This is a genomic window from Hassallia byssoidea VB512170, from assembly GCF_000817785.2.
GTDB lineage: Bacteria > Cyanobacteriota > Cyanobacteriia > Cyanobacteriales > Nostocaceae > Hassallia > Hassallia carrinoi.
Window position 1 is genome coordinate 125,995 of record NZ_JTCM02000002.1, and the last position, 9,481, is coordinate 135,475.

7 protein-coding genes are annotated in these 9,481 nt (G+C 41.8%); 3 read left to right on the forward strand and 4 right to left on the reverse strand.

All coding sequences use genetic code 11. The annotated features are described in order from the left end of the window. The first annotated feature begins 122 nt into the window (after positions 1–122). From PI95_RS01720 to PI95_RS01730, 3 genes are read left to right on the forward strand one after another with little or no spacing between them, the layout of a single operon-like run. On the forward strand, positions 123–1,499 hold the full coding sequence (locus tag PI95_RS01720) for a P-loop domain-containing protein (protein WP_039748611.1): 1,377 nt from the start codon (positions 123–125) through the stop codon (positions 1,497–1,499). Further along, a complete protein-coding gene (locus PI95_RS01725; protein ID WP_236116887.1) occupies positions 1,459–3,735 on the forward strand; it encodes a beta-propeller domain-containing protein in 2,277 nt (758 codons plus the stop codon). The genes PI95_RS01720 and PI95_RS01725 overlap by 41 nt, the downstream gene beginning before the upstream one ends. Positions 3,736–3,737: 2 nt before the next feature. Further along, positions 3,738–4,652, forward strand: coding sequence for an AAA family ATPase (locus PI95_RS01730; RefSeq protein WP_039748609.1), 915 nt, complete (start codon positions 3,738–3,740; stop codon positions 4,650–4,652). Positions 4,653–4,841: 189 nt separating this feature from the next. On the opposite strand, the gene PI95_RS01735 is transcribed toward PI95_RS01730, so the two are convergent. From PI95_RS01735 to PI95_RS01750, 4 genes are all read right to left on the reverse strand, one after another. Further along, a complete protein-coding gene (locus PI95_RS01735) occupies positions 4,842–5,645 on the reverse strand; it encodes a COP23 domain-containing protein (protein WP_039748608.1) in 804 nt (267 codons plus the stop codon). Between the two features lie 56 nt (positions 5,646–5,701). Beyond that, positions 5,702–7,333 (reverse strand): M48 family metallopeptidase, encoded by a 1,632-nt coding sequence (locus PI95_RS01740; RefSeq protein WP_039748607.1) that lies wholly within the window; start codon positions 7,331–7,333, stop codon positions 5,702–5,704. Positions 7,334–7,621: 288 nt separating this feature from the next. Beyond that, complete coding sequence (locus PI95_RS01745; RefSeq protein WP_039748606.1) at positions 7,622–8,662, reverse strand: CHAT domain-containing protein; 1,041 nt, start codon at positions 8,660–8,662, stop codon at positions 7,622–7,624. Between the two features lie 128 nt (positions 8,663–8,790). Next, positions 8,791–9,481: tetratricopeptide repeat protein (locus PI95_RS01750; RefSeq protein WP_373695662.1), on the reverse strand; the 691-nt coding region annotated here is incomplete at its 5' end.

Consider the following 9,481-nt stretch of genomic DNA (forward strand, 5'->3'; position numbering starts at 1 on the left):
CAATTTTGATTTGCCCTAAATATTGGGGCAGATGGGGCAATCCAATAAAACCTAACTGCCCTACACAAGTAAACTTAAATTAAGTATGATTTATTTATAATTTATATTTTTCAATAAATTTTATGATGCTATCAGATAAAGTTCAATCTAGCCAAGAAGGGAAGATTAAACTCCAAAACGCCTATAAACAAGCAGGTTTAACTATAGAAAAACTTGCAGATAAAGCATGTACTTCCAGTGACACAATTAAACGTTTACTAGGTACGAAAGACTGCCCTAATGGAGTTGAAAGAAGGATTATTTTAAAGATTGCTGAAGTTTTAAAGATTAAACCAACTGATATAGTTGATCCAAAAGATTGGTATCCGCAGCAAATTCCATCTGAATTTGAGCGATTAATTAAAGATAAAACAGAGTCATTTCGTGGTAGGAAATTCGTATTTGATGCTATTGAAGAGTTCTTCAGCAAGAACTCTAATGGCTACTTCACTGTTGTGGGTGATGCAGGAATGGGGAAAAGTGCCATTTCTGCTAAGTACGTGTTGGATAATCCAGAAGCTATTTGCTTTTTTAATGTTCGCGCTGAGGGAATGAATCGCCCGGAATTGTTCCTGAAAAAAATCCGCCAACAATTGATGAATCGTTACCAGTTGCAGGATGCAGCCGATGCTGATTTATCAAGCTTGCTGACCAAAGCTAGCGAAAAAATTACTGCTGGCGATCGCCTAATAATTGTTGTTGATGCATTGGATGAAGTTGACCATGAATCGACCGGAAACCTTTTATATTTACCTACTATTCTTCCAGAAAACGTTTACTTTCTGCTGACAAGAAGACCTTATAACCAGAATGAGAAAAGGTTGAATGTTTCCCCCAGCGTTCCCACCCAGGAGTTGGACTTAAGAGACTACCCTGAAAGGAGTAGTCAGGATGTGAAAGAGTATATTTGGCTATTGCTCAATGATGGAGAATATAAACAGGGGCTGAGTCAGTGGATTGAAAAGCAAAATCTCTCTAATACTGAGTTTGTGGAAGAGGTAGCGACAAAAAGCGAAAATAATTTTATGTATTTGCGCTGTGTCTTGCCAGCGATCGCTGAAGGTTTTTACAATAATAAACCTCTGGATGAATTACCTGTAGGTTTACAAGGATATTATGAAAACCACTGGCAACTCATGGGCATGACAAGCAAACCTTTACCGAAAAATAAAATTAAGATTGTCTATGTCATGTGTGCGTTACGTAGCGCTGCTTCCCGTGAAGTGATTGCCAAATATTCTAAGCAGAATGAGTTGACTGTGCAGGAAGTTCTTAATGGCTGGGCGCAGTTTTTGCAGAAGCAAGAAAATAATCAATCACCGCGTTACAGATTTTATCACGAAAGCTTCCGAGATTTTTTGCATCGCCAGGATATTGTGCAGGCGGCGGGGGTGAATTTGCCAGATATCAGCGCCGAAGTTGCGGACAACATTACAGGAGGACTTTTTGGCGATGAGTAATGTCCGCAGCAGGTTAGCTGAACTGTCATCGGAAGAAACAGAACTTTTCTTGGGTGAAGTTCCACGTTTGTGGTTAGAAGGTGGTCAAGTTAATAAATTATGCCGTCTGTTGACTGATTTTGAATTTATAGAAGCAAAAATTAATCATCCTCAATTTGGTGTGCAGGCGCTGATTAATGATTATGATTTAATTGATAATACAAAGGTATTAGTCAACATAGAGTCCGACCAAAATAAGGTCAAACTCTTGAAATTAATTAAAGGAGCTTTACAACTTTCGGCACATATTTTGGTAAAACATAAAACGCAGTTGATAGAGCAATTATGGGGGCGATTGCTACCTTTTAAAGAGCCAGAAATTCTTGCTTTATTAGAACAAGCAAAGCAGAGTAAAACAACTTGGTTGCGTCTATTGACACCTACCTTAAGTCCCCCTGGTGGGCGTTTACTACGTACTCTCGCAGGTCATAGAAGCTCAGTAGATGCTATCACCGTAACCTCTGATGACAAGTACATGATTTCTGGATCGAATGACAAAACTTTAAAAGTCTGGAATTTGGAAACAGGAAAGGAAATTTTTGCTCTTACAGGTCATACTGACAATATAAATACTGTAGCAGTCACGCCTGATAGTAAACTACTAATTTCTGGATCGAGTGATAAAACAATCAAAGTTTGGAACTTCAAAACAAGAAAGGAACTTTTCTCCCTCAAAGGTCATACAAACCAAGTAACATCTATTACTGTCACACTTGGGGGTAATAGATTAATATCTAGTTCTGAAGACAAAACAATTAAGGTTTGGAGTCTAACAACAGGGAAAGAATTAAAGACTTTTATAGGTCACACAGAAAAGGTAAATTCTGTAGCTTTTACGCCATATGGAAAATGTATAATATCTGGTTCTGATGACAAAAGTATCAAAATTTGGAGTTTAGAAACAGGAAAAGTACATTACACCTTAATAGGTCATACTGACTCTGTACAAGCTGTGGCTGTGACACCTGATGGTAAACGAGTAATTTCTGCTTCATGGGACAATACTATTAGAATTTGGAGTTTGGAAACGGGAAGAACTATTAATATTATCCCAGCTCATACTAGTCCCTTAACGTCCGTAGCAGTGACACATGATAGCAAACAGATAATTTCCGGTTCATTAGACAATACTCTCAAAGTCTGGAATCTAAATAGGGCAAAAAAAGTAGATGTTCTCGCGAATCATAATAGCTGGGTAGGAGCAATAGCGGTGACACCAGATGGTAAACAGGTGATTTCTGGGTCTGGTAAACCTTTACATGGTTCAGTTCCTAAAACATTGAAAGTCTGGAATATAGAAACTGGTAAAATAATATTTACGCTGAAAGGTTGTAAGAGCTATATAAAATCTGTGACAGTGACACCCAATTGTAAGTGGGTGATTTCTGGTTTAGAGGAAAGAATTATCAATATTTGGAACTTGCAAACAGGAAAGAAACATCTTACGCTCCCAGGTCATAGTGACCAAATAAATACAATTGCAGTTACGCCTAATAGCGAACTACTTATTTCTGGGTCAAGGGACAAAACTATTAAGGTTTGGAACTTAGAAAACGGAAGTGAAATTTTTACTTTAAGAGGTCATACGGATGAAGTAACATTTATTGCTATCACACCCATTGATAAAAAAGTAATTTCCGCCTCAAAAGACAAGACGATTAAAGTTTGGAGTTTGAAAACAGGAACTGAACTTAATACGCTCACAGGTCACACTGAACAGGTTAATTCTGTAACTTTCATGTCGTCTGATAGATTGATTATTTCTGCCTCCAATGACAAAACTCTCAAGGTTTGGGATTTGGAAATGGGAAAAGAGCTTTACACATTACCAGGTCATGCCGACTCTGTAAAAGCTGTAGCTGTAACACCTGATGCCAAACGGTTGATTTCTAGTTCAGTAGACAATACTCTCAAAGTCTGGAATTTGAAAACAGGAGAGGAAATCCTGTGCATCAAGGGTCATACTAATCAAATAAACGCTGTTGCAGTTACACCAGATAGTAAACATTTAATTTCTCATTGTTCATACGACAACACTCTCCAAGTTTGGAATTTGGAAAATCAAGATGTGATAGCCAGTTTTAGTGGGGAAAGTGCTTTAACATGCTGCGCCGTTGCATCTGATGGCATAACAATTGTGGCAAGCGAACGTTCAGGACGCTTGCATTTCCTCCGCTTGGAAGGCATAGAGGTGTAACCATGAATACCTCACCTTCCCAAACCGCCATTAATTTCGCCTCCTACCCAAGGGAATTTCAACAAGTCATTCTCGAAAAAAGCCAAAATTTTATCGATCGCCCTTTCATCTTCACCGCCATCAACGAGTTTCTCCACCACCACAACCGGGGTTACTTCACCATTGTTGGCGTACCCGGTAGCGGCAAAAGTGCAATCCTCGCCAAGTATGTAACGGAAAACAGTAATGTTGTTTATTACAATGCCCAAGTTGAGGGGAAAAATTGTGCCGAGGAATTTCTCAAGGATGTTTGTACGCAATTAATCAGGGGAATGGAGAACGGGGAATGGGGAACAGAGATTCCTGATAATGCCACTGAGGGTAGTTGGTTTCTTTCGCTGCTGCTTCAGAAAATCAGCGAAAAGTTACAAGCACCACAACGGTTGATAATTGCTATTGATGCCTTAGACGCGATTGACCGTAACAGCCAACCAACCGGGACAAATCTGTTTTATCTTCCCAGATATTTGCCGGATGGTGTCTATTTTATTCTCACCCGTCGTCCCTTCAAAAGAGAAAAATCCGGTTTATTAATTGAAGTACCGTCGCAGATTCTTGATTTATCTCAGTATTCAGAACAAAACTGGGATGATGTGCATTCCTTTATCCAGCATTGGCAGAAAATGAAACAAGAGGGTTTGTCTGATGTAGCGTTGAAAGTGCTTCGCGTCCTCACATCTGCGTCTAAGGGAGGGATGTCAGCGAGTGCGATCGCTCAAATAATTGATGAAGATGAATACGAAGTCGAAGAAGTGCTGGAAAATTGGCTTGAGTTCTTAGTGCAACAGCGAATAGAGACAAAAACTAATTACAGTTTCTATCATGCCAGCTTTCGTAATTGGCTGGCAGGAAGATTGAGTAATTCAAAGATAGAGTAATTAGACATCTCCATAAATTAATTATGCGTTGCCCGAAACCCTTGTAGAGACTGCGATTTATCGCGTCTCTACAAGAGACGGTTTTTGCCCTTTCGCCTTATCCCAAATAAGTGCAAAAATAAAAAATATCCCCCCAGAAAAAGGGGGGATATGAGGGAGATATTTGAGGTTTTAAGCCAAGACAATCAATTAACGGAAATTACGAGGATTCAACTTTTGCGAATTACCTTGACGTGCTACGCCATTCCGCAAACCAGTAGCAGTACCACCATCTTTGGGGTCGAGGAATGGTTTGAGATTGATTCCGGCTTTAGAAGATGCCAGATTATTAGTGCGACTATTGCCACTACCGAGAAGTGTCCGACCTAAGTTGTATAAATCGTTCGCTCCGTTACCCCGACTAGTGTAAGTGTTGACGGCTGTGGTGTATTGTCCATTGTCGGCAGAAACCAGATTTTGGAAGACGTTATTGCGTACATCATAGGCATCTCTTCCCGGAGGTACTGTCAGGACAATTCGACAGGATGGATTAGCTTCGGTGGTGACGCAGATTGTGTTCTGGTTATTTTCGACGGCTGTTTGCAGTTCTAATAAGCCATCTTGACGATATGATTCTAAACGACTGGCGATCGCATTACAACGAGCTTGCGAATTCCAACCACCACCTAATGTTCCCGGTGCTGCCCACGGAAAATATTGATTTGATTGACTTTGTGGTTGATACATTACGGTATACTGACCATTGTATGGCTGACAGCTAAACCGAGCAATCTCGTTAACGCTGGGGGAGCTGGGTATACCTGTAGAATTATCTATTGGTCTTGATGGTATTGAACCACCTGTTGATGTTGTAGGTACGACAACGCCATCGGAAGTAGTTGTGGTGGTTCTGGTAGTTGTGTTACTGTATTGAGCAAATGCTGCGGTATTGCCCAGTAAGAGCGATAAACTCAAACTGCCAAAAAACAGAAATTTAAAGGTTTTTGATGACATAAATCATCCTCAACAGAACGGTGGTTAGGGAGTTGATAGTTCAAATGACGAAGAATTTATTTTTTTGATTCATCATTTGGCTTCTTTTTTTGGTCTTCACGTTCTTTTTTCTCTTTGAGTAGTTGCTTTACCCGTTCTTTAATTTCTTGGTGACGCCCTACTCCTTCATAAGCATAGCGGTTATAGCCAGTGTCAGAAATTAAGCTTTCTAAATAGCTAACTCGCTCGGAACCACCTGGGTGAGAAGATAACCAAGTAGGTGGAGCGTTTTTCTGTTGTTTTTCTAACGTCGCCATTAAGTTACGCAAACCATCAGAAGCATAGCCGCTGGTAGCTATCAAGCGTGTACCGAGGTTATCTGCTTGACGTTCCATATCGCGGCTGTAGCTAAGTCCAAAGAGTTGACCGATGGTGCCGCCAAGTGGTAAATATTGAGTGACGTTGGAAATTAAGTTGCCTTGGGTAACTAATTGAAAGCCGTGGGAAAGGACGACGTGGGATAATTCGTGACCGATTAACCCGGCTAATTCTGCCTCAGAATTTGCTTTAACGATCGCACCCGCATTAATGAAAATTTTGCCTCCCGGTAGCGCAAAGGCGTTAAGGTCTTCGAGAGGGATGACAAAGAACTCGTATTTAAACTCTTCCCTTCCTGAAACCTTAACTAGTTTCTGTCCGATTTCATCAACGTATTTAACAACAGTTTCGTCATTAATTAATTTCAGTTGTTTTTTTGCTTGCTTGGCTACAGATTCACCGATCGCTCCTTCCCCTTGTAGCAGCAGTATGGTAGAATCAAGGGCAGAGAATGGACCCAGAAGACTGCCGGTGACAGCGTAACCTAATGCACCAGTTATGATGTTGGCGATCGTGTTACCTCTGACTTCGGCGCGGATATGCGATTTATAACGTTTGAGATTGTCGTCAGCTAACTTTTTAAATTCTGGTGCTTGCGGATCGTTGGGATTGAGAATCGCAAATTGACGCGCAGCTAAAGAAGCTTCCATCCATTTTTTCGCATCTGCAAGTGCTGCAACTCTGGCTTTAATTAAGTCTGGTTGATTCGGATACAGCGTTGCAGCTCTGTCTAATACAGCTAATGCTTTTTTATTATCACCGTATTGTTTGAGAGTTTCAGCGTATTTTATATGACCGGGGATAAATTCGGGAACTTGTTCAACTAATAGTTGCAGTGGTACTAATGTTCTAGTTTGCAGCTTACTGGCGATTCCGGCTTCGGCTTCCCGCCAGTATACTTTACCTGCTGGGGAAAGTTGTGCTGGATCGATTATTGCAGGTTTGCGTTGTTGATTCTTTAATTTTGTGGTGAAAGGTGCTTTCGCAAGACGATACATTTTTTCGGCTTCTGGGAGATTTCCCGCAAGATATAGCTTATCTCCTTCCATCAATTTTTGCCGCCGAGCGAGTTCTTCGGGAGTGGGTGGGGGTTCGGCTGCCTCAGATGGCTTTTTGTCTCTAGCTTCAGGTTCTGATGGCTTTTTCTCACTTGTTTCCGGAGTGTTTGCGGGTTTTTCTGGTTCTGATGGCTTTTTCGTAGCTTCAACAGCAGGTGGTTCTTGTGCGGGAACGGGTGAAATAGGTTGCGTCAGGATAATCAATATTGATGTACCCAATGACAGCAGTACCCAATTCCAGGCTAGCAGTAGAGACTTCCAGCGTCGTTTCATGGTGATGTCAACCTATGTGATGCTTCTTTGTTTAAATGTATGAGGATTGACATCAATATGTATAGTGCGATCGCTATATCATTAAAAATTTCACTGAAACACAAAGTTCTTCTTAGCGGCTTTGCGTGAGACTTAATATCATGCCATGCAGCTTATTACTTATTAAACCGGAAGAACCCCACCCCGCCAAAGCTACGCTTCGTCTCCCCTCCCCGCTAGCGGGGAGGGGACTAAGGGGTGGGGTGCAATGATTGTAAAGTTTTGTGGTATGTAGTCAAAAGGCAAAACTTAAATTGTTAAACCAACTATACTCAATAATTTGTGCCAATTCTCACCTAGCCAAGCAGTAGTTTTAGCTAGATGCGGCTGAAGTTTTTCCATCGCAGAGGCAAACCCTTCGGCTTTCTGGGCATATTTCAACGCTCGGTTTAATGCATCACCCATTTCATCTTTATCTGGCTGTGCCTTATTTAGCTCCTCCTGGGCATCAGCAAAGGCATTATCAATTTTACGACGGTCTGAGGTTTCTAACTTCGCTAATATCTCACGTAAGGCGTTGAGTTCTGCCTCTATGTTGACGCTTGCAGGTGCGGGTAAACTGACTTGTTGGAAATTTATGTTTGCAGTGCTACTATCTCCCGTTATAATTGCGCTACCAGTGGCATTACCTCCAATAGAACCTGAACGGTTTTGTCCGCCTTTGTTATCATGACTCATATTATTATCCTTGTCAGATTTTACTGGATTTGTTGGCTGTACTGTCTGATAACGCCGTCGCCTAATTTTGATCGCAGGGGTTAAAGATTCTGGAATTCCCTGCAAATCAATAGATGTACAACCCATTTGAAAACAATCTTCATAATTCCTGAGCGCCGCAAAAGCAGTATAAAATCCGACGCTAAACTTAATCGCTGCCCTATCTCCAATTGCCTGATTCATTCCCACCACGCAATCAATATGTTGATGAATTGCTGTGGCTTGTGATTCGCTGTAGCAGGCGTTGAGTACAACACACTCAACCTGTTCTTGAAACAAATCAAATAGCTTTGCCAGGGCTTGTGTACTGACAAGTTGCTTGTGTCCAGAATTATCTTCCAAGGCTAATCCATCAGTACCAGAGCCATGTCCGGAAAAGTGAAGAATTGTTGGTTGATGATTAGACAAAAAGCGGGTTAAATCATCCACTCGTACCGCAGATTCAGTGATGATTTGAAATTCCTCTCGATTTGGAGATAGTTGCAGTGTGTTTTTGATTTCCCGCACTTCTTCATCTAAGCGCAAACGACTTGTGTTTTTAGGGTTGACGGAGAGGATGAGGATTTTTTTCACGGTGTTATTTGATATGGTTTTTTATATAAGTGGTTACGCAAAATTATTTATGTCATTGCGAGCGTAATGAAATGAAGCGTTCGCGGAGCGTCTCGAAGAGAAGCAATCGCCAAGTCCTTGCGGTTGCTTCATTCCGCTTCGCTCTCCTCCTCCTGCTTCAACTCAGGATGCTGCTGCTCGGCATGAACCGTTAAAACCTTCGTCAGCGATTCCACCTTACAATCGTTACTGGGGCATTGTTGCGTCAGTTTCAGTGCCTGTCCCCAGTTTTTCAGGTTCGCTGTGGCTTCGGCAATGGGACTTAAGGCTCTTGCTTTGTCAGAGGAATCCTGAATCACGTTGGCAGAGGCGATCGCTTTTTCGAGCAAAAGAGCGGCTTTTTCGGGTTGGTTGAGCTTGCCAATGGCTTCGGCAATGGCACTTAAGGCATCGGCTTTGTAATAGGATTCCTCAATCTGGTTGGCAGAGGCGATCGCTTTTTCGAGCAAAAGAGCGGCTTTTTCGGGTTGGTTGAGCTTGCCAATGGCTTGGGCAATGGCACTTAAGGCTCTTGCTTTGTAAAAGGAATCCTGAATCACGTTGGCAGAGGCGATCGCTTTTTCCAGCAAAAGAGCGGCTTTTTCCGGTTGGTTGAGTTTGCCATAGGCTTGGGCAATGTCTCTTAAGGCATCGGCTTTGTTAGAGGAATCCTGAATCACGTTGGCAGAGGCGATGGCGTTTTCGAGCAAAAGAGCGGCTTTTTCGGGTTGGTTGAGCTTGCCATAGGCTTGGGCAATGGCACTTAAGGCATAAGTGTAAGAGGAATCCTGAATCACGTTG

What these genes read in the sequence shown, in the direction of transcription:
- PI95_RS01730 (WP_039748609.1), top strand. Translation starts at nt 3,738, where the DNA reads ATGAATACCTCACCTTCCCAAACCGCCATTAATTTCGCCTCCTACCCA.
- PI95_RS01735 (WP_039748608.1), bottom strand. Translation starts at nt 5,645, where the DNA reads ATGTCATCAAAAACCTTTAAATTTCTGTTTTTTGGCAGTTTGAGTTTA.
- PI95_RS01720 (WP_039748611.1), top strand. Translation starts at nt 123, where the DNA reads ATGATGCTATCAGATAAAGTTCAATCTAGCCAAGAAGGGAAGATTAAA.
- PI95_RS01740 (WP_039748607.1), bottom strand. Translation starts at nt 7,333, where the DNA reads ATGAAACGACGCTGGAAGTCTCTACTGCTAGCCTGGAATTGGGTACTG.